The 19,856-nt window shown below is 68.0% G+C and carries 20 protein-coding genes; 13 read left to right on the top strand and 7 right to left on the bottom strand.

Features of this window, described 5'->3' with window-relative positions:
* Window positions 1–40: 40 nt before the first annotated feature.
* Entirely contained in the window at window positions 41–1,267 is a 1,227-nt protein-coding gene (locus EV646_RS32915; RefSeq protein WP_132155625.1) for a DUF349 domain-containing protein, read from the bottom strand.
* Window positions 1,268–1,502: 235 nt separating this feature from the next.
* Here EV646_RS32915 and EV646_RS32910 point away from each other — a divergent pair, with 235 nt between their 5' ends.
* From EV646_RS32910 to EV646_RS40420, 5 genes are read left to right on the top strand one after another with little or no spacing between them, the layout of a single operon-like run.
* Window positions 1,503–2,192 (top strand): MBL fold metallo-hydrolase, encoded by a 690-nt coding sequence (locus EV646_RS32910; protein ID WP_132155624.1) that lies wholly within the window; start codon window positions 1,503–1,505, stop codon window positions 2,190–2,192.
* Window positions 2,189–3,523: a histidine--tRNA ligase gene (hisS, locus tag EV646_RS32905; RefSeq protein ID WP_132155622.1), complete on the top strand. Its 1,335-nt coding sequence runs from the start codon at window positions 2,189–2,191 to the stop codon at window positions 3,521–3,523. The genes EV646_RS32910 and hisS overlap by 4 nt, the downstream gene beginning before the upstream one ends.
* Window positions 3,520–5,292: an aspartate--tRNA ligase gene (aspS, locus tag EV646_RS32900; protein ID WP_132155620.1), complete on the top strand. Its 1,773-nt coding sequence runs from the start codon at window positions 3,520–3,522 to the stop codon at window positions 5,290–5,292. Before hisS ends, aspS begins: the two co-directional genes overlap by 4 nt.
* A 3-nt stretch (window positions 5,293–5,295) precedes the next feature.
* The gene (locus tag EV646_RS32895; protein WP_241996483.1) at window positions 5,296–6,045 is read left to right on the top strand and encodes a proline iminopeptidase-family hydrolase; all 750 of its coding nucleotides are present in this window, start codon (window positions 5,296–5,298) and stop codon (window positions 6,043–6,045) included.
* A complete protein-coding gene (locus tag EV646_RS40420; RefSeq protein ID WP_241996482.1) occupies window positions 6,042–6,212 on the top strand; it encodes an alpha/beta fold hydrolase in 171 nt (56 codons plus the stop codon). The genes EV646_RS32895 and EV646_RS40420 overlap by 4 nt, the downstream gene beginning before the upstream one ends.
* Here EV646_RS40420 and EV646_RS32890 read toward each other — a convergent pair.
* On the bottom strand, window positions 6,170–7,507 hold the full coding sequence (locus tag EV646_RS32890; protein WP_132155618.1) for a DUF2254 domain-containing protein: 1,338 nt from the start codon (window positions 7,505–7,507) through the stop codon (window positions 6,170–6,172). The genes EV646_RS40420 and EV646_RS32890 overlap by 43 nt on opposite strands.
* Window positions 7,508–7,577: 70 nt before the next feature.
* Between EV646_RS32890 and EV646_RS32885 the strand changes: the two genes are divergently transcribed.
* The 3 genes from EV646_RS32885 to EV646_RS32875 are packed head-to-tail and all read left to right on the top strand — an operon-like array spanning window position 7,578 to window position 8,858.
* A complete protein-coding gene (locus tag EV646_RS32885) occupies window positions 7,578–8,036 on the top strand; it encodes a helix-turn-helix transcriptional regulator (RefSeq protein ID WP_132155616.1) in 459 nt (152 codons plus the stop codon).
* A complete protein-coding gene (locus tag EV646_RS32880) occupies window positions 8,033–8,461 on the top strand; it encodes a VOC family protein (protein WP_132155614.1) in 429 nt (142 codons plus the stop codon). The genes EV646_RS32885 and EV646_RS32880 overlap by 4 nt, the downstream gene beginning before the upstream one ends.
* 43 nt (window positions 8,462–8,504) lie before the next feature.
* A complete protein-coding gene (locus tag EV646_RS32875) occupies window positions 8,505–8,858 on the top strand; it encodes a GntR family transcriptional regulator (protein WP_132155612.1) in 354 nt (117 codons plus the stop codon).
* Between the two features lie 32 nt (window positions 8,859–8,890).
* Here EV646_RS32875 and EV646_RS32870 read toward each other — a convergent pair whose 3' ends face one another.
* On the bottom strand, window positions 8,891–10,129 hold the full coding sequence (locus EV646_RS32870; protein WP_132155610.1) for an RNA polymerase sigma factor: 1,239 nt from the start codon (window positions 10,127–10,129) through the stop codon (window positions 8,891–8,893).
* A complete protein-coding gene (locus EV646_RS32865; RefSeq protein ID WP_132155608.1) occupies window positions 10,129–10,545 on the bottom strand; it encodes a YciI family protein in 417 nt (138 codons plus the stop codon). The genes EV646_RS32870 and EV646_RS32865 overlap by 1 nt, the downstream gene beginning before the upstream one ends.
* 225 nt (window positions 10,546–10,770) lie before the next feature.
* On the opposite strand from EV646_RS32865, the gene EV646_RS32860 reads away from it, so the two are divergent.
* Window positions 10,771–11,046 (top strand): YggT family protein, encoded by a 276-nt coding sequence (locus tag EV646_RS32860; RefSeq protein ID WP_132155606.1) that lies wholly within the window; start codon window positions 10,771–10,773, stop codon window positions 11,044–11,046.
* 15 nt (window positions 11,047–11,061) lie between these two features.
* Here the strand turns inward: EV646_RS32860 and smpB are convergent, their stop codons facing one another.
* A complete protein-coding gene (smpB, locus tag EV646_RS32855; RefSeq protein WP_241996481.1) occupies window positions 11,062–11,541 on the bottom strand; it encodes an SsrA-binding protein SmpB in 480 nt (159 codons plus the stop codon).
* 103 nt (window positions 11,542–11,644) lie between these two features.
* On the opposite strand from smpB, the gene EV646_RS32850 reads away from it, so the two are divergent.
* On the top strand, window positions 11,645–12,028 hold the full coding sequence (locus tag EV646_RS32850; protein WP_132155604.1) for a VOC family protein: 384 nt from the start codon (window positions 11,645–11,647) through the stop codon (window positions 12,026–12,028).
* A gap of 269 nt (window positions 12,029–12,297) precedes the next feature.
* Window positions 12,298–14,319, top strand: coding sequence for a GxGYxYP domain-containing protein (locus tag EV646_RS32845; protein ID WP_132155602.1), 2,022 nt, complete (start codon window positions 12,298–12,300; stop codon window positions 14,317–14,319).
* A 48-nt stretch (window positions 14,320–14,367) separates the two neighbouring features.
* Here the strand turns inward: EV646_RS32845 and EV646_RS32840 are convergent, their stop codons facing one another.
* Together EV646_RS32840 and EV646_RS32835 are read right to left on the bottom strand one after the other, a co-directional pair.
* On the bottom strand, window positions 14,368–15,594 hold the full coding sequence (locus tag EV646_RS32840; protein ID WP_132155600.1) for a vanadium-dependent haloperoxidase: 1,227 nt from the start codon (window positions 15,592–15,594) through the stop codon (window positions 14,368–14,370).
* A 77-nt stretch (window positions 15,595–15,671) separates the two neighbouring features.
* Window positions 15,672–16,274 (bottom strand): AMIN-like domain-containing (lipo)protein, encoded by a 603-nt coding sequence (locus EV646_RS32835; protein WP_199237338.1) that lies wholly within the window; start codon window positions 16,272–16,274, stop codon window positions 15,672–15,674.
* A gap of 102 nt (window positions 16,275–16,376) precedes the next feature.
* On the opposite strand from EV646_RS32835, the gene EV646_RS32830 reads away from it, so the two are divergent.
* Together EV646_RS32830 and secA2 are read left to right on the top strand one after the other, a co-directional pair.
* On the top strand, window positions 16,377–17,174 hold the full coding sequence (locus EV646_RS32830; RefSeq protein WP_132155598.1) for a GNAT family N-acetyltransferase: 798 nt from the start codon (window positions 16,377–16,379) through the stop codon (window positions 17,172–17,174).
* A gap of 74 nt (window positions 17,175–17,248) precedes the next feature.
* The gene (gene secA2, locus EV646_RS32825; RefSeq protein ID WP_132155596.1) at window positions 17,249–19,798 is read left to right on the top strand and encodes an accessory Sec system translocase SecA2; all 2,550 of its coding nucleotides are present in this window, start codon (window positions 17,249–17,251) and stop codon (window positions 19,796–19,798) included.
* Window positions 19,799–19,856 lie beyond the last annotated feature (58 nt).

Genomic DNA, 19,856 nt, shown 5'->3' with positions numbered 1-19,856 from the left:
GTACTCCTGACGAATCGTCGCAGGGGGATTGCGGTGGGGGTCAGCTGAAGTCGGCGAGGGCGTTTTGGGCTTGGGTCAGCCATTCGCGGCGGGCGGCGATGGCTTCACGGGCCTCGTTTGCCTTCCGGGTGTTGCCCTGTGACTCGGCCTTGGCGGCCTGCTTCTCCAGGTCGGCGATGAGGGACTGGAGCTGCTTGACCGTGGCTTCGGCGCGGGCGCGGGCCTCGGGGTTGGAGCGGTTCCAGACCTCGTCCTCGGCCGCCTTGACCGCCTGTTCGACGGCGCGCAGGCGGGAGTCGATCGCGCGCATGGAGTCGCGCGGGACCTTGCCGATCTGGTCCCAGCGGTCGAGCAGTTCGCGGAGCTGGTCCCGCGCCACCTTGGCGTCCTCGACCGGGAGGATCGCCTCGATCTCCACCAGCAGGGCTTCCTTGGCCTGCAGGTTCTCCACCTGCTCGGCGTTCTCCTCGGCCTGTACGGCGTCGCGCGCCCCGAAGAACGTGTCCTGCGCGGCCCGGAAGCGTGCCCACAGCTTGTCGTCCACCTCGCGCGGCGCGGGCCCGGCGGCCTTCCACTGGCGCATGAGGTCCCGGAAGCGGCCGGACGTCGGACCCCAGTCGTTCGACGAAGCGAGGCTCTCGGCCTCGGCCGCCAGCCGCTCCTTCACCACGGCGGCTTCCTCACGCTTCGAGGACAGCTCGGCGAAGTGCTGCTTGCGATGCCGGGTGTACGTCGTACGCGCGGAAGAGAAGCGATGCCACAGCTCGTCGTCACTGGACTTGTCCAGCCGCGGGAGGGCTTTCCACTCGTCGAGGAGTTCGCGCAGCCGTGTGACGCCGTGGCGCCAGTCGGTGCCGGCGGCGATCGTCTCGGCCTCGGTCGCGATCTTGGTCTTGGCGGAACGTGCCTCCTCGACCTTCGCGGCCCGCTCGGCCTTGCGCTTCTCCTTCTGCTGCGCGACCAGCGGGGTGAGCGCCTCCAGCCGGGCCCGCAGGCCGTCGAGGTCGCCGACCGCTTGCGCCTCGTCGATCGAGCTCGTCACCTTCTTGACCGCGGCCCGCGCGTCGTCGGGGGATACGGTGCCGGCCTGGACCCGCTTCTCCAGCAGGTCCACCTCGAACGCCAGCGCGTCGTACCGGCGGGTGTAGAAGGCGAGAGCCTCCTCGGGGTTCGCGTCCGGCCACTGGCCGACTGCCCGTTCACCGTCCTTGGTCCGTACGAAGACCGTTCCGTCCTCAGCTACCCGGCCCCAGCTCTCTCCGGCCACAACTCGCCCCTTCCGGCGGTATGTACTGCGCTCGTGCCCATTCTGGTCAGTCCCTGGTCCAACCGCGTCAACAGGGTCCGCCCGGGCGCGTCGAGCCGCTATCTCGACGCTTATCTCTGAACAATCACAAACTCCCCGCCGGTACGCAACGGGGTTGCGTCACAATCCGGTTCGAACTACGGGCATTGACACCGGTAGCCTTGGGTGGTCCGGAACCGTTCCAGGAAGGTCAGTCGTGCTCATCGCCGGGTTCCCCGCGGGATCGTGGGGTACGAACTGCTACGTCGTCGCCACCGGCCAGGGCGCGGAGTGCATCGTCGTCGACCCCGGCCAGGACGCCGCCGAAGGCGTCGAGCAGGTGGTCCGGGAGAACAAGCTGAAGCCGGTCGCGGTGCTGCTCACGCACGGTCACCTCGACCACATGTTTTCCGTACTCCCGGTCTGCGGGACGTACGACGCCACCGCCTGGATCCACCCGGACGACCGGCACCTGCTGAGCGACCCGATGGCCGGGATCAGCCCGGAGACGGCGCGGATGCTGCTCGGCGGCAAGCACGACTTCGCCGAGCCCGACGACGTCGCCGAGCTCAAGGACGGCCTGAGCCTGGAGCTGGCCGGGCTCAACTTCACCGTCGACCACACCCCTGGGCACACCCGGGGATCGGTCACGTTCACCACGCCGTACGACGGGCCGGAAGATGTGCCCGCAGTCCTGTTCTCCGGTGACGTGTTGTTCGCCGGGTCGATCGGCCGGACGGATCTGCCTGGGGGCGACCATCCGGCGATGCTGCATACGTTGGCCACCAAGATCCTGCCGATGCGCGACGAGATCGTCGTCCTGCCGGGTCATGGTGGCCAGACCACGATCGGCCGGGAGAAGGCGACCAACCCCTACTTGCAGGACCTGGAGATACAGAACTTATGAGCAAGGTGACCCCGCTGAGTGGGTTCCCCGAATTTCTTCCGTCGGACCGGATCGTTGAGCAGAAGTTCCTCGACGTGATCCGGGAGACGTTCGAGCTGCACGGCTTCGCGTCGATCGAGACGCGCGCGGTCGAGCCGGTCGAGCGGCTGTCCAACCAGGGCGAGGACGCCGACAAGGAGATCTACGGCGTACGGCGGCTGGCCGCGGACTCCGGCGACGACGCCGCGCTCGGCCTGCACTTCGACCTGACCGTGCCGTTCGCCCGCTACGTGCTGGAGCACAGCGGCAAGCTGGTCTTCCCGTTCCGGCGCTACCAGATCCAGAAGGTCTGGCGCGGCGAGCGCCCGCAGGAGGGCCGCTACCGCGAGTTCACCCAGGCCGACATCGACATCGTCGACAGCGGTGAGCTGCCGTTCCACTACGAGGTCGAGCTGCCGCTGGTGATCGCGGACGCGTTCAGCAAGCTGCCGATCCCCCCGTTCCGGATCCAGGTGAACACCCGGCAGATCCCCGACGGCTTCTACCGCGGGCTCGGCATCGAGGACATCACCGGCGTACTGCGGATCGTCGACAAGCTGGACAAGATCGGCCCGGACAAGGTCACCGAGCAGCTGACGAGCGGTCCCGGTCTGTCGGCCGAGACCGCCAAGCAGGTGCTGCGGCTGGCCGAGATCTCGTCGATCGACGCATCGTTCGCCGAGCAGGTACGCGCGCTCGGCGTACAGCACGAAGTCCTCGACGAGGGTCTTGAGCGCCTGACCCAGATCATGACGGCGGCGAACGAACACGCACCGGGTCTGCTGGTGGCCGACCTGAAGATCGCGCGCGGTCTGGACTACTACACCGGCACCGTCTACGAGACGCAGCTGATCGGTGACGAGGGCTACGGATCGATCTGCTCCGGCGGTCGCTACGACTCGCTCGCGTCCGACGGCAAGACGACGTACCCGGGTGTTGGCATCTCGATCGGCGTGTCCCGGCTCGTGACGCGGCTGCTCTCGACGGGTCTGCTGAAGGGCTCTCGCAGTACGCCGACCGCCGTACTCATCGCGCTGAATGCCGAAGAGGATCGGGCCGAGGCCATGCGGACCGCCGTACAGCTGCGGAGCCGGGGGATTCCGGTGGAGGTGGCGCCGGCGGCGGCGAAGTTCGGGAAGCAGATCCGCTTCGCCGATCGACGTGGCATCCCGTTCGTCTGGTTCAGCACCGAGAGCGGCTCCGAGGTGAAGGACATCCGCAGCGGCGAGCAGGTGGCCGCCGATCCCGCCACCTGGACTCCGCCCGCCGAAGACCTTCGTCCCCGTATCGACACCACTCAGGAGAACCAGTGATCCGTACCCATTCCGCAGGCTCGTTGCGCGCCGAGCACACCGGGCAGACCGTCACCCTGGCCGGCTGGGTGGCGCGGCGGCGTGATCACGGCGGCGTGGCGTTCATCGACCTGCGCGACTCCAGCGGCACCGTCCAGGTCGTGATCCGGGACGAGGAGGTCGCGCACCCGCTGCGGGCCGAGTTCTGCCTGAAGATCACCGGCGAGGTGAGCGCGCGGCCGGAGGGCAACGCGAACCCGAACCTGCCGACCGGCGAGATCGAGGTCATCGCGACCGAGGTCGACGTACTGAACTCGGCGGACCCGCTGCCGTTCCCGGTCGAGGAGCACCACGCGACCCCGGTGAACGAGGAGGTCCGGCTGAAGTACCGGTACCTCGATCTGCGCAGGCAGGGCCCGGGTACGGCGCTGCGGCTGCGGAGCGAAGTGAACAAGGCGGCTCGCGACGTACTCGCGAAGCACGACTTCGTCGAGATCGAGACGCCGACGCTGACCAAGTCCACGCCGGAAGGCGCGCGTGACTTCCTGGTGCCGGCGCGTCTGCAGCCGGGCTCGTGGTACGCGCTGCCGCAGTCGCCGCAGCTGTTCAAGCAGCTGCTGATGGTGGCCGGAATGGAGCGGTACTACCAGATCGCCCGCTGCTACCGGGACGAGGACTTCCGCGCCGACCGGCAGCCGGAGTTCACCCAGCTCGACATCGAGATGAGCTTCGTCGACCAGGACGACATCATCGCGCTCTCCGAGGAGATCCTGGCCGCGCTCTGGAAGCTCGTCGGGTACGACGTCCAGACGCCGATCCCGCGGATGACGTACGCCGAGGCGATGGCGCGGTTCGGCAGCGACAAGCCGGACCTGCGGATGGGCCTCGAGCTGGTCGAGTGCACGGAGTACTTCAAGAACACGCCGTTCCGGGTCTTCCAAGCGCCGTACGTCGGTGCCGTCGTGATGCCGGGTGGTGCGGACCAGCCGCGCAAGCAGCTGGACGCGTGGCAGGACTGGGCGAAGCAGCGCGGCGCCAAGGGCCTTGCCTACGTGCTGGTCGGCCAGGACGGTGAGCTCGGCGGACCGGTCGCGAAGAACCTGTCCGACGAGGAGCGCGCGGGCATCGCCGACCACGTCGGCGCGAAGCCGGGCGACTGCGTCTTCTTCGCCGCCGGTCCGGTGAAGCCGTCGCGGGCGCTGCTGGGCGCGGCGCGGCTCGAGATCGGGCGTCGCGGCGGGCTGATCGACGAGTCGGCCTGGTCGTTCGTGTGGGTCGTGGACGCGCCGCTGTTCGAGCCGGCCGACGAGGCGACCGCCGCTGGCGAGGTCGCGGTCGGTTCGGGCGCCTGGACCGCCGTACACCATGCCTTCACGTCGCCGAAGCCGGACTCGCTGGACACGTTCGACACCGAGCCGGGGTCGGCGCTGGCGTACGCCTACGACATCGTCTGCAACGGCAACGAGATCGGCGGCGGGTCGATCCGTATCCACCGCGAGGATGTGCAGAAGCGCGTGTTCAAGGTGATGGGCCTGTCGGACGAGGAGGCTTCGGAGAAGTTCGGCTTCCTGCTGGACGCGTTCAAGTTCGGCGCGCCGCCGCACGGCGGGATCGCGTTCGGCTGGGACCGGATCACCGCACTGCTGGCCGGCACGGAGTCGATCCGCGACGTGATCGCCTTCCCCAAGTCCGGCGGCGGCTTCGACCCGCTGACCGCGGCCCCGGCCCCGATCACCCCAGCACAGCGCAAGGAAGCCGGCGTCGACGCCAAGCCCGAAGCCAAGAGCTGAGCTATGAATTACGAGATCTTGCCGCCGAGGACTGAAGGACGAGTGCGGTTCTCGGACGGCGAGACCTGGTATCGGATCACCGGGGATCTCGAGTCCGGGGTGACGCCACTGGTGGTCGCGCATGGTGGTCCGGGGGCGACGCATCTCTATCTGCTGTCGCTGACCGCGTTTGCCGACCCGGACGGGCCGGCGCGGCCCGTCATCCACTACGACCAGCTCGGCTGCGGCAACTCGACTCACCTGCCCGACGCCGATCCGTCATACTGGAATGTCGACCTCTTCCTGGACGAGCTGGACAACCTGCTCGACCACCTCGGCATCGCCGACAGCTATCACCTGCTCGGCCAGTCGTGGGGCGGGATGCTCGCGTCGGAGCACGCCGTACGGCGTTCTGCCGGGCTGAAGCGGCTGGTCATCTCCAACTCGCCGGCGTCGATGCCGTTGTGGCTGGAGGCCGCTGCGGCGTTGCGTGCCGAGCTGCCGGCGGAGGTCGAGGAGACGCTGCGCAAGCACGAGGAGGCCGAGACCACCGACTCGCCGGAGTACGCGGCGGCGATGAAGGTGTTCTACGACCGCCACGTCTGCCGGGTGGTCCCGAACCCGCCCGAGGTCGCGGCCGCGTTCGCCTCCATCGAGGAGAACCCCACCGTCTACCACACGATGAACGGGCCCAGCGAGTTCCACGTGATCGGCAGCATGAAGGACTGGAGCATCGTCGACCGGCCCCGCAGATCGCCGTACCGACGCTGGTGATCTCCGGCGCGTACGACGAAGCGCAGCCGGTGGCGGTGTCGCCGTACGCGGACCGGATCCCGGGCGCGCGCTGGGAGATCTTCCCCGAGTCCAGCCACCTGCCGAACGTCGAGGAGCCGGCCCGCTACATCGCGGTCGTCGAATCCTTCCTCCGCGGCGAGGTCTGACCGACCAAGTCGCTGAGGACGCGGTCGCCGTGCTCGCGGACGACGACGAAGTCGGCGGGCTGGACGATGGCGCGCTGGGAGTCTGCGAGCAGCAGTTTCACCTGATCGATGACAAGTCGCCGGCCGTCGTCGTCGGTGCAGAACTGCCCGGTGCTGTGCAGGATCCGCAACAGGGCCCGGACCACTCGAGGCTCGGACCGTCCATATCGCCGTACCTGGCCGCACGCCAGATCGAGGTAGTACTCGAAGTTCCGGCCTGGTACGACGACGCGCAGGACGCCGGCCTCGTCCCGGAGGAACTGGTCGCCGAGCGGCCGGCCGGCGAGCGAGGCGAGGATGACCGACAGGTGCTCGATGGCCTGGATCGCGGTGTAGGGGTCGTTGATGGCCGGCGACAGCGCCTTGACTGCGATGTCTGCGAGCTGCCGGACGCCGAACGCGACGTCCTGCTCGGCAGTCCGTTCGAAGCCGATCCGGATGGCGTCGCGGGCGGCGGCGGTGAGCCGGTCCAGGTCCGGCGGCGGCCCGACCGGCTCCTGCCACACCTGGACGAGGGGAGAACCCACGATCACGTGTTCACCGACCATGCGGGTAACGAGCGCGGTGGCGCCGGAGTAGGCCGCGGCCTCCACCAGTGCTACGGGATGGATGGTCTGCAGGTATCCCGACCGGTGAGCCGCCACATCGACAACCCACCCGGGTGGCAGCGGACGGGGCTCGTTGCTCAGGCCCGTCGTGGGCAGGTCGCGTGCGATGACCCGCAGGGTACGGCGCTCGACCGTGCGCATCACCTCGTCGATCTGGATCGAGTGCGTCAGGTGGTGGATGAAGAACACCAGCACGAGCAGGCTCAGGAACAGGAGCACCAGAGCGACCGTCACCGCGAGCCGCGGATACTCGTCGACGCGCTGGCCGGCTTCGACACCGACTGTGTAGAGGCCGGCTGTGCTGTAGACGAAGGTCGCCACGAAGATGCTCAGCACGACCTGATTCACGCGATCGCGGAGGAAGGCCCGCAGCAGGCGGGGCGAGAACTGGGTCGACGCGAGCTGGAGCGCGACGACGGTGAGACCGAGCACCAGGGCGATGACGGTGGCCATCGTGCTGGCAATCGCGATCAGCAGGGTCCGGGCGTCGTCCGCGGTGCCCTGGAACAGGAAGCTGTCCGCCCACGACCCCGGATCGACCTCGACGTACGAGAGGCCGGAGCCCGCCGCCAGCGCGATGACGACCGCCACTGTCGGCAGTGCCCAGAGGGCGCCCCGCAGGTACTCGCTCGCCGCTTCCCGCTGCACGGTCGACCTCCCCTCCTGTCGTCACTGTCGCGCTGCCCCCTGCCGTCGGTCAACGGTCTAGGCTCGCAGGGTGCGGATCGTCGTACCGGTGGAACTGCTGGTGCATCTGCGGCGTGCGCGGGATGTTGCCGATCGCAACTACGCGGAGCCGCTGGATCTGGCCGGGCTGGCGGCCGCGGCGGGGGTGTCGAAATACCACTTCCTGCGGTGTTTCGCGGCCGAGTACGGCGAGACGCCGATGCAATACGTCACCCGGCGCCGGATCGAGCGCGCCACAGATTTGCTGCGGGCGACGAACCTGACCGTGACCGAGGTGTGTGGGCTGGTCGGGTACACCAGCCTCGGGTCGTTCTCGCAGCGGTTCACCGAACTGGTTGGGATGAGTCCGTCGGCTTACCAGCGGACCCAGGCCGGTGCGCGGATCCCGGGGTGTTTCGTGTTCATGCTGGGGCTGAACTCCGCAATTCCGGAGAAGCAACCCGGGCCGGCTGCGCCTTACCGTCGTACCAACGACTTGGAGGAACGATGATCACCAACGTCAGTCTGGTCACCGTCTATGTGAACGACATCGACGAAGCGAAGGCGTTCTACACCGAGAAGCTCGGGTTCGTGCTGAAGGACGACATCACCTTGAGCGAGGACTTCCGCTGGTGCACCGTGCACCAGGCCGACCACCCCGAGCTCGAGCTCGCGCTGATGCTGCCCGGTCCGCCGCTGGACGAGGAGACCGCGGACGCCGTACGCCGGAGCCTCGCGAAGGGGATGTGGCACGGCTTCGGCATCAACACCGACGACTGCCACAAGACCTTCGCCGAGCTGGTAGCCAAGGGCGTCGAGTACATCCAGGAGCCGTCCGATCGCCCGTACGGCGTTGAGGCGGTGCTCCGCGACAACTCCGGCAACTGGCTGGTCCTGGTCGAGCAGAAGCCGTACTCCGCTGCAGACTTCGCCTGATCGCTTGGCCGCTTACGGCCGCTTGGTCTGGCATGGTGAGCGGATGGACATTTCGGTGGATCCGGTCGGGATCACGCCGCCGTACGAGCAGGTACGTGCGCAGATCGAAGCATTGATCCGGGCCGGCGAGCTGGCGCGCGGGACGCGACTGCCGACGGTGCGGCAACTGTCGCTGGACCTGGGGCTGGCGGTCAACACGGTCGCCCGCGCATACAAAGAGCTCGAAGCGGACCGCCTCGTGGAGACCCGCGGCCGCAACGGCACCTTCGTCCTGGCATCCCGCAGCCAGGTAGACGACGCAGCCACCCACCGCGCCGCCGTGGCCTTGTCCCGCACCGCCCACCAAGCCGGCCTGAGCCTCGCCGAAACCACCGAAATCCTCCGCCAAGCCTGGTGATGACCCCAATCCGACAGCGAGCCGGCTGGAAATCAGCCCAGCGTGGCGGCCTTGTGGAGCAGGACTGAGCGTTCGCGCTGGTTGGCGCAGAGGCGGGCCGCCAGTTCCAGTTCGGCGCGGGCTTCTGGTTGTCGTCCGAGGCGGGCCAGTAGCTCGCCGCGTACGGTCGGAACCAAGTGTGAACCGGGGAGCCGGTTCGAGGCGATCAGTTCGTCGACGATGGCCAGGGCTTGCGCCGGACCCGAAGCCATGGCTATGGCGACGGCTCGGTTGAGCTCGACTACCGGAGAGGGTGCGACCCGGTTGAGGGCCTCGTAGAGCAGCACGATGCGGTCCCAGTCGGTCGCCTCGACGGATGGCGCCGACGCGTGGGCTGCGGCGATCGCGGCCTGCAGGCCGTAGGGACCGAGGCCGCGAGGCGATGCTTTGGCCAGCTCGGCCAGCCCACGGCGGATCGCCGAGTAGTCCCACCGGCGCCGGTCCTGGTCCTCGAGCAGGATCGGCGAACCGTCCTGGCCCGTCCGGGCCGGGAAGCGCGCGGCTGTCAGTTCGCACAGCGCGAGCAGGCCGTGCACTTCCGGCTCCTTCGGCTGCAGTGCGGCCAGCTTGCGGGCCAGCCGGATCGCCTCGTACGCGAGGTCGGGGCGCAGCAACCGATCGCCCGACGTGGCCGTCGACCCCTCGGTGAAGATCACGTAGAGGACGCTGAGCACGCCGCCCAGCCGTTCCCGGCGCTCATCGGACGGCGGCAGCTCGAACGGCACCCCGGCCGCCGCGATCGTCTTCTTCGCCCGGGTGATACGGGCCTGCACGGTCGGCACGGGTACCAGGAACGCGCGGGCGATCTGTTCGGTGGTCAGGCCGCCGACCACGCGCAGGGTCAGCGCCACCCGGGCTTCGGCGGAGAGCACCGGGTGGCAGCTGACGAACATGAGCGCCAGTACGTCGTCGTCGATCCGGTCGGGGTCGACTTCCTCGTCCACCGCCGAGTCGCGCGCCGGGGCCAGCGCAGGGTCGGCGGCCAGCAAGGCATATCGGTCCCGCAGTGCGGCCCGGCGGCGGATCGCGTCGATCGCCCGCCGCCGGGCCGTGGTCATCAGCCAGCCGGCCGGATCGGCCGGAGAGGTGCGCGGCCACGACACCAGCGCCTCGGCCACCGCCTCCTGGGCCGCGTCCTCGGCCAGCCCGAAATCGCCGGTGAACCGGGTCAGTGCGGCGATGATCCGCGCCGATTCGATCCGCCAGACGGCCTCGACGTCCGCCGTACCCATCAGATCCGGCCGTCGCTGTCGCCCAAGGCCCCTTCCTTCACGAACTTCCCGTTCTCCTGCGGGACCTCGTCCTCCCCGGGCACACGCCGGATCTCGATCTTGGACCCGCGGGCCGCCGGGACCCGCTTGGCCCACTCGACCGCCTCCTGCTTCGAGGCGACATCGAGCAGGAAGTAGCCCCCGAACAGTTCCTTGGTCTCGCCGTACGGCCCGTCGGTGACCACCGGGGTCTCGCCGCTGAAGTCGACCACGACGCCCTGGCCCGGATCGTCCAGCCCCTCGGCCGCGACGTACACGCCGGCCTTGAACAGGTCCTCGATGAACTGCCGGGTCGTGGCCATCATCTCGTCGATGTTGGCCATCATGGCCGCGTTCGACTCGTCGGTGCCCCGCATGATCAGCATGTACTTCGGCATTCGCGTTCTCCTCGTCCGGCGGGACCGCCTCTCGGCCCTCGCACCCCCTGGTCGAACGGCTGGCCCGCGGATCGACACGGCCCCAGGAGAAATCGTCGCATCTTTGGACCGCTACCGGGCTGACCTGATATTCGGCTAAGAAGACGGCGACGCGGACATTCCTGGGTGACCGGCCACGTTGATACTGGCAAGGCGGTCAGTGTGGCCGTCGAGGAGGAGTTGATCATGAGCCTCATCGGAGCCCTGGTCGGGTACGCGCTGTCGGCGTTCATCTTGCTGTTGCTCGCACGGATGGTGCTGGACTGGTCGGGGGTGTTGGCAAGCGGACCCCAGTGGGCGAGCCGGGCCCGCCAGCTGACTCATGCCTGGACGGAGCCGGTGATTGCGCCGGTACGGCGGGTGTTGCGGCCGGTGCGCGCCGGCGGCCTGTCGCTTGACTTGGCGTTTACGGCGGTGTTCCTCGCTGCGCTGATCCTCCGCTCAATCGCCTTCAGCCTGTAGCGACGGGCCGGTCGATCAGTCCGGGCGACCCCTGCGCCGGCGGCTGAGTGCGCGTTCGGCCTCGCGGGTTGCCTCGCGCTCGGCGAGCGTGTGCCGCTTGTCCCAGGTCTTCTTGCCGCGGGCGAGGGCGATCTCCACCTTCGCGCGACCGTCCTTGAAATACAGGGTCACTGGGACGATCGTCAGGCCGCTCTCGTTGACCTTGCGGTCGATCTTGTCGATCTGGGCACGATGCAGCAGCAGCTTCCGCTTACGGCGTGAGCCGTCATTGAACCAGCGGGCCTGGGAGTACTGCGGGATGTGCACGCCGTGCAGCCAGATCTCCCGATCCTCGACTTGGGCGAAGCCGCCGACCAGGGACGCCCGCCCGGCACGGAGCGCCTTCACCTCCGGACCCTGCAACACGATCCCCGCCTCCCAGGACTCGCCCAGATGGTAGTCGTGGGCCGCCTTGCGATTGCGCGCGACCACGGGCTCGGCCTCGGGTTTCTTCACACGACGATTCTGCTGCATGCAGGGCCTGGTCTTCACGGGTACGGGTTTGGAGTGCACAGTGGTGTCCACGCGCCAACTGAGGACCGGTAGCCCGGGGGGACCTATGAGTATCGAGCTGAATCACACCATCGTGCACGTGAAGGATCGATGGGCTGCCGCTCGCGATGTCGGCGAAGTGCTCGGTCTGCCGGAAGCGGGAGCATACGGCCCGTTCGCCGAGTTGAAGCTGGACAACGGGGCGAGCCTGGACTTCATGGACACAGAGGGCGAGATCCACGGCCAGCACTACGCGTTCCTGGTGAGTGAGGAGGAGTTCGACCTCATCCTCGGTCGCCTGCGGGACGACGGCCGCCAGTGGTGGGCCGACCCCTTCAAGCGCCAACCGCAAGAAATCAACCACGGCGACGGCGGCCGCGGCCTCTACTGGGAAGGCCCCGACGGCCACTGGCTAGAAATCCTCACCCGCCCCTACGGCAGCGGCAGTTGATCTCCAAGCCGCCGTATATCCCCTACGACCTGCCACACGAATACCGCACTACCGCGTGGAGGACCTGGGGTCATTCCCTAGCATGCACGCCCGTCTGAGCTGCCGACCCCGGTTGGGGCTGCGTAGCACGCGTGGGTTTGACTGGGTTGCTCGGAAACGATTCCAAAATACCTTGGTCAACGTTGTAACGAACTATGTACACGCTCTCTCCGGGTTGCTAATCTCCCCGCTGATTTGACATCGATGTCAACGACAGGGGAGTGGTCACGATGGTTTCGAGACGAGCGTTCCTGGCGGGCAGCGGCGTCGTTGCGGCGGGTGGGTTCGGGGTGTTCCCCGGCCTCACCGCGAGCGTGCAGGCTGCTACTTCATCGACGTCCGGCAGCCCCGCCCGGCTGCTGCCGGCCTTCGGTCGCCCGAAGCACCTGGACTACGGCGATGTCAGCAAACTCAGCGGCGGAGATCAGACGTTGCTGACAACGTTGCAGGGCATTGTCAACCGCACCGAGCCAGAGCTGTACTTCCTCTACGACACCGGCACCCAGAGCACGCCGGACGCCAAGTGGCTGGCCGACATGCACCTGCCCACCAAGTTGTACGCGAACCCGCTCGACCTGGTCGCGAAGTACCGGAGCCGCATCCGGGGTGCGATCGTCCACGATCCCGCCGTACCGGACTCGATCAACATCGCGACCACGCTGGCCGGGCTGGAGAACGCGGTCGTCGCGGATGCCGATCAGGCCAAGGCGCACGGCCTGAAGATCGTGAAGGACCTGCGCGGGGTCTTCGACGGCGATCGGGTGAAGACCTACCGCTGGCAGTTGGACAACCTGTACTCGCGGTGCACGCACAAACTGCTCGCCGGCCTCCCGCCGACCATGGTGGTCAACGTCGAGAACGTCGTCTGGCAGGAGATCGCGCGCGAAACAAGGCAGATCCGCGACTCCTCAAACCGCGGCACCTACGACCTCGACGTCTCCGCCGAGCTCGGCGGGGAGGCAGTGTACGTCCGGTTCGGCGACTCGTTCACCGATGACGGCTGGGGTGCGTCGGTGCTGCAGGTGTCGGTCAAGGCGAACGGCACTGAGATCGCCCGTTTCCTGCCGAACACACCGGAGGAAGCGCCGTACCTGTTCGACGGCTCGCACTCGTCGATCGGTGGCGAAGGCAACCGATTCGCCGACGGCGGCAACTACTGGATCTACCGCTTCGCTCCACCGGCCGGTACGACGTCCTTGGTCGTGACCGTCGAGATGTGGAACCAGTACGTCGTCTCCATCACCGACATCGCGCCGACCCGGATCGAGCCGTTCCCGTACTTCCGCGACTACGTGGTGGCGACCAAGGCCCTGGTGAGCTGGCTGCCGCCGGGTGGCGAGACCGGGGAACTGCTGATCGAGCACTACGCCAAGTACCCGACGCTAGCGCCGTACATGGGCTGGTTCGCGAACGACGTCTCCGGTGAGTGGGACGGAGTCGACCTCGCGTCGCAGGGTGGTTCGCCGGTGATCGCGGCCGACTTCTACATGAACGGCACGGTGCACGCAGGCTTCACCGCGCCGATCTCGGACAAGGTCCGTCCGGTCAAAAGAATCACCACGCCGAAAAACAAGGTGTACGTGACGCTGACCTTCGGCGAAGGCGACAACATCCAGTACTGCCAGCGGCGGATGCGCGACATCTGGGACGACCCGAAACGCGGCGAAGCGCCGGCCAACTGGACCATCAGCCCCCTGCTCGCGGAGACCGGTCCCGGGTTGTTCAGCTACTACCAGCGGACCGCGACGGCCAACGACCTGCTGGTCTGTGGACCGTCCGGTGGGGGTTACACCTATCCCGGTTCGTGGCCCGCCGACCAGTTGACGCAGTACCTGAAGATGTCGGGCGGGTTCATGCGCCGCACTGGGATGGACCAGGTCTATGCGTACAACAATCGCCAGAACAACCAGTGGGTGCCGTTCCCGGAGGAGATCGCCAAGGGGTACGCCGACTACACGCCGGTGAAGGGGATCATCCAGTCGTGGGACGGCGACCCGCTGCTGGTACGGCGCGGCGGACTGCCCATCATCGGGATCTGGGGCGCACCCGGTAAGGCCGCCGAATACAAGACCGCTCTGGATGCGCGGATCGCGAACTGGGACGGCGCGAGCCCGCTCTTCATCGCGGGCGGGATCGGCGCCTGGTCATGGACTCCGTCGGACGTGGCCGAGCTGGCCGCACTCCTCAAAGACCCCTACGAACTAGTCCTCGCCAACACCTTCTTCGACCTCCTCAGCCGAGTACTGCCGTAACGAGCACGCTCCGGCGGGCGGTCCGCCTACCGCCCGCCGGAGCGTGGGTCACTGGAGGAGCTTGTAGGCGTTCTGCAGGGCGTTGGCCGCGACCTGCTTTCCGAGGGTCACTCCAACCGTGTCCGCCGTACGGGTGTGGATGCCAGACCAGACGCGGGCGTCGACGTTCTCGAGGGTGAGCTGACGCCAGTCGTGGTAGGTGCGGGTGACACCCGGTGCGGATGGGCTGGCGATCGTGTAGGGCTTGGCAGTGCGTGCACCGACCAGAGTGGTCAGCACCTGCTCTGCAGCACCGGAGTACGTGTTGTGCCCGCTCGGGTAGTCCGGGTGCGCCGGAGTTGTGTGCAAGGGAGTCCAGTCGGGGTCTGTGGTCGCACGCAGTGCCGTGACCGGACGCCAGCGCTGGTAGGCGTACTTCGTGTCGGAGGTCGCGATCTGCGTGTCCACAGAGGCCACGTGGAACAGCGCGACCAGCTTGGCTCGCTCGACCAGCGGCCGCTGAGCGGCCTCGGCCAGTGCTACCCGCAACGGTTCTGTGTAGAGCACGTACGACGACCCGAGCCAGAACGTGGCCGTATCGGTCTGGGCTTGTGTGCGGGTGGTGCTGTTGAGAGCACCGTCGGCACGGACCTCGGCCAGGTCGCGGTTGTACTTCGGTGAGCCGAGCGCAGGCGGCGGACCGGGGCGGAACTGATCCGCACTACGCAGCAAGAACGGCTTGGCCACGCGGTTCCCGTACTGTGTTGCCGGGCTGTAAGTGGGTGGCGTGGGCTGCCAGACCCCAGGATTCGTCGACGGCGGAGTGAAGGGCGCGTTGATCGAGGCCGGGTCCAGCCCGTCGTCGGCGCGAGACGCCAGTACTTCCTTTGCCTGCTGGCGTCCTGCGGCAATACCGGCTGTCTCAGCTGCACCGTCAGGGATGCGCGCGAGGGTAGTAGCCAGCGACTGGTCCAGCGAAGTCTTGCGAGCCGGGACGAGTGTCACCAGGGTCTCGTGGACCGCACCGGCGAGAGCAGCTTCCTTGTACGGCGTCGAGCCGGGCGCGCGGAGGAGCGCCCGGCTCGCGGCGAGCCAGCCGATGGCCCACGTGCGGTTGTTGGTCACCTGTGTGGGCGCACCGGCGGCGGTGATGGTGTCAGCGGTGATGTCGTACCACTCGAGTGCGACATCCGCTGTCTGTTGGGTGGTGGTGCCGGCCGCCGGTCCGGCCAGCACCGTGGAGAGAAGCAAGGCGGGAGCGGCCGCCAGGGCAAGAGGTTTGGTCAAGGTCGTCACGCCTGGATGGTGTCAGGCGACAGCGAACCTCAAAGTCCAGTATCACTACTTGGAAACTAGACATTCGACTTGACATCTCACCAGTGGTGCGCGACGTCGATCACGAGCCGGGAGTTCGAGCCCGGGCCGGCCAGGGTGAAGACGCGGAACGGCAGCCGGGCGCGGACGCCGAGGCCGATCGTGGTCTGTCCTTCGAAGCTGCCGGCGTACGCGACCTGGCGGAAGGTGCTGTAGCCGGAGACGTTGGTCAGTTCACGCTGGTTCGACGGGGTGTACGTCGACTTGTAGGCGTCGTACGCCGGAGCCTTGACGATGATCTGCAGCTTCGCGCCGCCGCGCAGCGGGACGAGGAAGCCGGCGCCGTCGGTGTAGACGTTGCTGACGTAGCGGACGTTGTACCCGGGTGCGCGGCCGCGGAGATCGACGACCAGCCGGTCGAAGCACGCATGCCTTCCGGTGCGGACGTTCGTGATCGGTGACTGGACCATCCGGCTGTTTGCCTCGGGCAACGATCCCCAGCCGCGCGGGCAGGAAGTGGTGCTCGCGACAATGGCGGTCGAAGCGGTGCGGGGGGCGGACGAGGAGCCGACGACGGCCGGTGCGGCGATCGCTGCTGCCGGGACCGCCATGATGGCGAGAGCGGCGAAGACTGTCTTGCGGGTGATGCGGTGGATGTACATGATGTCCCCCCTTCAGGAACACTTACTTGGACGACACCAGTTGCGAACTGGTTTGCTCTTTATCGTGGTGATTTCAGGTAGTCGTTCGGGCACGATGAGCAGATGACCCCAGATGAGTTGCTCGAGGTGTTCCACCGCCGGATCCGGCTGCCGGACGCCGACACGATCCCCGGCTGGAAGCAGGAGCTCGACGGCCTGGTGCACCGCTCGTACGTCGAAGGGCCGGAGGGCGCCGGGTTCGTCGAGACCCCGCGCGGCCTGGGTGACGACCCGGACGCGGTGATCGCGGCGCAGGTCGCCTTCTTCCGCGACCGCGGGCTGCCGTTCGAGTGGAAGACCTACGCGTACGACGAACCGGCCGACCTCGGTGAGCGGCTGGTCCGGGCCGGGTTCACGCCGGGGGAGCCGGAGACGCTGATCCTCGGCGAAGTCGACCGGATCCTGGAGCGGCCGTCCGCGCTGCCGTCGAAGGTGCGGTTGCGGGAGGCTCTCGGCGCAGCGGATTACCACCGGATCGCCGTACTGATGGACACGTTGTGGCACAACGGGCTGGAGCGGATCGAGGAACGGCTGGCGGGGGAGGCGCGGATGTTCCCGGACCGGCTGTCTGTGTTCCTGGTCGAGGAGGCGCTGAAGGGTCCGGAAGGGCCGGCGCTGACGGCGGCGTGGATTCGGTTCCACCCTGGGACCGGGTTCGCCAGTCTGTGGGGTGGCGGGACGCTGCCGGAGTGGCGGCGGCAGGGGCTCTACAGCGCGGTGCTGGCGCATCGGGCCCGGCTGGCGAAGGAGCGCGGGTACGAATTCCTGCGGGTGGACGCGTCCGAAGACTCCCGCCCGATCCTGCAGAAGCTAGGCCTCCATGCCGTCACCACCACGACGCCGTACGAGTGGACGCCTTGAGCGCCTGACACGCGGGTGTCGCTGACACGCCCTGGTGTACGGAACGACTCTGTGAGGCTGTACGTTGCGGAATCATGGCACTGAAGATCGCGTCTCGTTTCCGTCGGCTGCTGCAGCGTCCCGGCTCGATCGATCTCGGCCCGTACGAGCGGCTCACCCAGTTGGTCGGGGAGGCGGAGGAGTCGGTCCAGTCCCTGACCGACGAAGAGCTCACCGAGGCGGTCGGCGAGCTGCGGACCACCGGCGGGTTGCACGAGGACGAGCAGATCGAGTTCCTCGCACTGGCCCGGGAGGCCGGTCAGCGGGCGATCGGTGAGCGCGCGTTCGACGGTCAGGTCGTCGGTGCGCTGGCGATGCTGCAGGGCCGGGTCGTGGAGATGGCGACCGGTGAGGGCAAGACGCTGGCGGGTGCGATCGCTGCCGCCGGGTATGCGATCGGCGGTCGCAGGGTTCAGGTACTCGCGGTCAACGACTACCTCGCCCGCCGCGACGCCGAGTGGATGGGCCCGGTGTACGAGCTGCTTGGCGTGAGCGTGGCCCACATCGGCCAGGCGTCCACCCCGGAGGAGCGGCGCGAGGCCTACCAGGCGGACGTCTGCTACGCGCCGGTGAGCGAGATCGGGTTCGACGTGCTGCGCGACCGCCTCGTCACCGATGTAGCCGACCGGGTCACCGTGGAGCGGGACGTGGCGCTGGTGGACGAGGCGGACTCGGTGCTGATCGACGAGGCCCGGGTGCCGCTGGTGCTCGCCGGTGCGACTCGGACCGAGGAGCTGGACGACGACGTCGTACAACTGGTGCGGACGCTGCGTGCGGGCGTGGACTACGAGATCGACGGCGACGGCCGGACGGTGGCGCTGACGGATCGCGGCACCGACAAGGTCGAGGAGTCGCTCGGCGGGATCAACCTGTACGAGGACGACCATGTCGACCGGCTCACCCAGATCAACGTCGCGCTGCACGCTGAGGTGCTGCTGCGCAAGGACGTCGACTACCTGGTGCGCGACGGCAAGGTCAGTCTGATCAACAACAACCGCGGGCGGATCGCCAAGCTGCAGCGCTGGCCGGACGGTCTGCAGGCTGCCGTCGAGGCCAAGGAGGCCGTGCCGGTCAGTGACTCCGGTGAGGTGCTGGACAGCATCACCGTGCAGGCGCTGGTGACCGGCTACAAGACTCTGTGCGGCATGACCGGTACGGCCGTGGTCGTCGGGGAGTCGCTCCAGGAGTTCTACGACGTAGAGGTGGCCGTCGTACCGCCGAACAAGCCGAACGTCCGGGTCGACGAGCCAGACCGGCTGTACCTGACCGTCGAGCAGAAGAACGCCGCGCTGGTCGAGCACATCGCCGAGGTGCACGAGTCCGGCCGCCCGATCCTGATCGGCACCCACAGTGTCGAGGAGTCGGAGCAGCTGAGCGACCGTCTCGAGGCCGCCGGGATCACGCACGTCGTACTGAACGCGAAGAACGACGCCGAGGAGGCGGCGATCATCGCCGAGGCCGGTGTGCCGGGGACGGTGACGGTGTCGACGCAGATGGCCGGCCGCGGTACCGACATCCGGCTGGGTGGGCGCGACGAGTCGCACGACAAGGAGAAGGCCATCGAGCTCGGGGGCCTCTACGTGATCGGGACCGGTCTGCACGCGTCGCGCCGGCTGGACGACCAGCTGCGTGGCCGCGCCGGGCGGCAGGGTGACCCGGGCGGGTCGCTGTTCTTCGCCAGCCTCGGCGACGAGCTCGTGACTCGCTACTCCGTGTCGTCTGGGCTGCGGCCGAACCCGGACTCCTCCGGCCGGCTGACAGACCGCAAGTCGCTCGGGGTGCTCGAGCACGCGCAGCGGGTCGCGGACGGCGCCAACGCCGAATTGCACCGTACGACGTGGTCGTACCACCGGCTGACGGGTCAGCAGCGCGCGATCCTCCTGGACACGCGGGAGAAGGTGCTTGTCGACGACCTGGCTGCCGAGGAGCTGGCGGAGCGGGCGAAGGAGCGGTACGACGAACTCGTCGAAGAGGTCGGCGAGGACGTCGTGAAGGACGCGGCCCGGCGGATCGCGCTGCACCAGCTGGACCGGCGCTGGACCGACCACCTGGCGTACCTGGCCGACCTGCGCGAGGGCATCCACCTGCGCTCGCTGGCCGGCGGCATCGTCCACCTGAAGCCGATCGACGAGTTCAACAAGTCGGCGATCGCGTCCTTCGACACGCTCATCGAAGACGCCTGGACCGACGCCGCCGAAATCTTCAAGACCGCCGAAATCACCTCCGAAGGCCTCGACGAGGAGGCAAGCGGAGTCCCGCGCCCGACGGCGACGTGGACCTACCTCATCAACGACAACCCCTTCGGCACCGAAGCAGACCGGATCCTCGGCCGCCTCCGCAACGCCATCAAGCCTGAGTCGGTATCCCAATCCGAAGAAATCCCCGCCGAAACCTTCGACGAGGACGACCTCCCCGAAGAACTCCGCGAGGCGGACGACGAAGACCTGCCCGAGGAACTCCGCGACGCCGATGAGGACGAAGAGCTCCCGGAGGAGCTCCGCGACGCCGATGAGGACGAAGCGCTCCCGGAGGAGCTCCGCGACGCGGACGACGACGAGAGCGAGTCGCCCGACCGCAAGAAGTAACCAGCTGCACATCAGAGAACCCGCCGCCAACCGGCTCCACGGTTGGCGGCGGGTGGCG

Origin of the sequence: Kribbella antiqua (assembly GCF_004345665.1) — a bacterium.
Lineage (GTDB): Bacteria > Actinomycetota > Actinomycetes > Propionibacteriales > Kribbellaceae > Kribbella > Kribbella antiqua.
Note: the sequence above shows the minus strand (reverse complement) of the source record. Positions and strands in the feature narration are given on the sequence as shown.

Coding starts and splice junctions, on each gene's coding strand:
- hisS (WP_132155622.1), top strand. CDS start 2,189: ATGAGCAAGGTGACCCCGCTGAGTGGGTTCCCCGAATTTCTTCCGTCG.
- EV646_RS32895 (WP_241996483.1), top strand. CDS start 5,296: ATGAATTACGAGATCTTGCCGCCGAGGACTGAAGGACGAGTGCGGTTC.
- EV646_RS32880 (WP_132155614.1), top strand. CDS start 8,033: ATGATCACCAACGTCAGTCTGGTCACCGTCTATGTGAACGACATCGAC.
- EV646_RS32875 (WP_132155612.1), top strand. CDS start 8,505: ATGGACATTTCGGTGGATCCGGTCGGGATCACGCCGCCGTACGAGCAG.
- EV646_RS32870 (WP_132155610.1), bottom strand. CDS start 10,129: ATGGGTACGGCGGACGTCGAGGCCGTCTGGCGGATCGAATCGGCGCGG.
- EV646_RS32865 (WP_132155608.1), bottom strand. CDS start 10,545: ATGCCGAAGTACATGCTGATCATGCGGGGCACCGACGAGTCGAACGCG.
- EV646_RS32860 (WP_132155606.1), top strand. CDS start 10,771: ATGAGCCTCATCGGAGCCCTGGTCGGGTACGCGCTGTCGGCGTTCATC.
- EV646_RS32850 (WP_132155604.1), top strand. CDS start 11,645: ATGAGTATCGAGCTGAATCACACCATCGTGCACGTGAAGGATCGATGG.
- EV646_RS32845 (WP_132155602.1), top strand. CDS start 12,298: ATGGTTTCGAGACGAGCGTTCCTGGCGGGCAGCGGCGTCGTTGCGGCG.
- EV646_RS32835 (WP_199237338.1), bottom strand. CDS start 16,274: ATGTACATCCACCGCATCACCCGCAAGACAGTCTTCGCCGCTCTCGCC.
- EV646_RS32830 (WP_132155598.1), top strand. CDS start 16,377: ATGACCCCAGATGAGTTGCTCGAGGTGTTCCACCGCCGGATCCGGCTG.
- secA2 (WP_132155596.1), top strand. CDS start 17,249: ATGGCACTGAAGATCGCGTCTCGTTTCCGTCGGCTGCTGCAGCGTCCC.